We start from the raw sequence: 3,147 nt of genomic DNA on the forward strand, positions 1-3,147 counted from the left end.
CGGCAATCGGAACGATTGCAACCTGAGTCGGAGCGATAAACATTGGAAACTCTCCAGCGTAATGCTCCGTTAATATACCAATAAAACGCTCAAACGAACCTAAAATTGCTCTGTGAATCATAACCGGCTGAATTTTGTCGTTATTCTCACCGTTGTATTCAAGCTCAAATCTCTCAGGAAGATTAAAGTCTAACTGTATTGTACCACATTGCCACTCGCGTCCGATTGCGTCAGTAATCTTAATATCGATTTTAGGGCCGTAAAAAGCCCCTCCACCCTCATCTATTTCATAAACAAGATTGTTTTTATCCATCGCATTTTTTAACGCCTGCGTAGAAACTTCCCATACTTCATCGCTTCCGACAGCTTTAGCCGGTCTTGTTGAGAGCATCATTTTGTAGTTGAATTCAAAAGTTGACATGATTTTATCTACAAAATCCACAACCTCTATAATCTGCTCTTCAATCTGGTCTGCTCTACAGAAAATATGCGCATCATCCTGAGTAAACTCACGAACTCTAAAAAGCCCGTGAAGTGCACCAGTCATCTCATGCCTATGCACAACACCGTACTCAAAATATTTAAGCGGAAGATCTCTGTATGAGTGCAAATCTTCTTCATATATCTTAATATGACCAACACAATTCATCGGTTTTACACCGAACTCTATCTCGTCAATATTTGTAAAGTACATGTTCTCGCCATAATTTTGGTAGTGACCAGATGTTTTCCAAAGGTCGCTTCTAAGCATTTCAGGACCGCGAACAGGCTCATAACCGCGCTTACGGTGAGCTTTAAACAGAAGTGACTCTAACCTTGCGCGAAGTCTTCCGCCTGCCGGAAGCCAGATTGGAAAACCTGCCCCAACTTCTTCACGGAACGTAAACATCTTCATCTCTGCGCCAAGTTTGCGGTGGTCTCTCTTCTCAGCTTCTGCCATCATATCAAGATATGATTTTAGCGCCTCTTTGTCTGCAAACGCTATTCCATAGATACGTGTAAGCATCTCGTTGCTAGAGTCTCCGCCAAGGTAAGCACCGGCAATCTTGGTAAGTTTGAAGTATCTGATAAGTCCAATATTTGGGAGGTGAGGACCACGGCATAAATCTTCAAACTCACCCTGCTTGTAGATAGAAACAGTGTCACTTGAGATGCGTTCCATTACCCTCAGCTTAAGATGGTCGTCTTTAAACTTCTTTTTTGCCTCAGCCATAGAGATTTCATACTTCTCTATCTCATACTTCTTTTTAGCAAGAGAGATCATCTCTTTTTCAATCTCTTTTAAATCAGACTCTCCGATTTCACTAGAAGTTTTAAAATCGTAGTAAAAGCCTTCTTTTACGTTTGGTCCTACAAAAAACTTTGCATCAGGATAGAGCGATTTTATCGCCTGAGCCATAAGGTGAGCTGTTGAGTGGCGCAAAACCTCAAGCGACTCGACAGAGTTATCCAGATGAATCTGTTCACCCTCAAAACCCTTCTCTTTGGCAGTTTGTAAATCTATAATTTCGCCGTTATGTTTTATTGCTATCGCGTTCAAAATTTTTTTTCCTATCTTTTATTTATTCTATTAAAGTTCTGTCTTTAAAACTGCCCCGTTTGAAGCATTTGAGACTAAAAGCTGGTAGCGCTTGAGCCACTTCGATTTAACCTCATTTTTATGAGGTTTGTAGTTCTCTTTTCTTTTTGCTATCTCTGCATCGCTAATGTTTAGCTGCAAGATATGCTTATCAACATCAAGCTCTATCTCATCACCGTCTTCTATAAGCGCTATCAAGCCGCCCTCTGCCGCTTCAGGAGAAACATGCCCGATGCTTGCACCTTTGGTTGCTCCTGAGAAACGACCGTCAGTTATTAGAGCTACGCTATCACCAAGTCCCATGCCTTGAATAAGTGCCGTAGGCGCTAGCATCTCCTGCATTCCAGGTCCGCCTTTTGGACCCTCATAACGGATAACTACCACATTTCCGGGCTTTACTTTATGCGACATTATCCCAGTTATTGCCTCAGCTTGAGAGTTAAAACAGATTGCCGTACCTTTAAACTGGCGCATACTCGGCTCGATTCCTGCAGTTTTTACAACCGCGCCCTCTAACGCCAAATTTCCAAAAAGAATTGAGAGTCCGCCGACTTGAGAATAAGCATTTTCATTCGTATGGATTATGCTCTCATCCAAGATTTTAGCATCTTTTATGCGCTCTCCAAGAGTTTCACCTGTTACTGTAGGGTTGTCAAGATAAAGCAATCCGCCTCTGCGGCTCACCTCTTTCATAACAGCATTTACGCCGCCTGCACGGTTAATATCATCCATGTGAACAGTTGTTAATGATGGAGATATTTTAGCAATATGCGCAACATTGTCAGCAATATTGTTTATCTTCTCTATCGGAAAATCAACTCCTGCTTCTCTTGCAATGGCTAACATGTGAAGAACGGTATTTGAGCTTCCGCCCATTGCCATATCAACTACAAACGCATTGTGAACGGCTTTTTCATTTAAAACATTACGCAGATTATATTTGCTGTCATCTGCCTTTGCCATCTCAACAATTCTCTTAGCCGCTTTTTTAACAAGCTCTATTCTAGCAGGTGTCATAGCTAAAATAGTTCCGTTTCCAGGAAGTGCAATTCCCATAGCTTCGCAAAGAGTGTTCATTGAGTTTGCCGTGAACATTCCCGAACAGCTTCCGCCGCTTGGACATGCGTTGCACTCGATGTCGTACAACTCTTCATCTGTCATTTTACCCTCAGCATGAACGCCGACTGCTTCAAAAGCAGTAGCCAAATCTATCGGTGTACCGTCTTTTTTATGCCCAGCCGGCATTGGACCGCCTGAAACAAAAACAGTAGGAACATTTACGCGAAGTGCCCCCATAATCATACCTGGAACAATTTTGTCACAGTTTGGTATACATATCATTGCATCAAGTTTATGTGCATTCATAACAGTCTCAATTGAGTCTGCAATAATTTCACGAGAAGGCAAAGAGTAGAGCATCCCGTCATGCCCCATCGCGATGCCGTCATCAACACCGATGGTATTAAACACAAAAGGAACTCCGCCTGCTTCACGAATAGCCTCTTTTACAATCTCTCCGTATTCATGCAGGAAAAAATGTCCAGGAATTATGTCTATGTAGCTGTTTG

2 protein-coding genes are annotated in these 3,147 nt (G+C 42.3%); both read right to left on the bottom strand.

Annotated elements, in window-relative coordinates:
* Positions 1–1,540 (bottom strand): threonine--tRNA ligase (gene thrS, locus K0A91_RS10745; RefSeq protein WP_295010184.1); only part of this gene is annotated, 1,540 nt, incomplete at its 3' end.
* Positions 1,541–1,570: 30 nt separating this feature from the next.
* A partial coding sequence (ilvD, locus tag K0A91_RS10750; protein WP_295010185.1) for a dihydroxy-acid dehydratase occupies positions 1,571–3,147 on the bottom strand: 1,577 nt, incomplete at its 5' end.

The sequence above is a fragment of the Sulfurimonas sp. genome (genome assembly GCF_019429335.1).
Classification (GTDB): Bacteria; Campylobacterota; Campylobacteria; order Campylobacterales; family Sulfurimonadaceae; genus Sulfurimonas.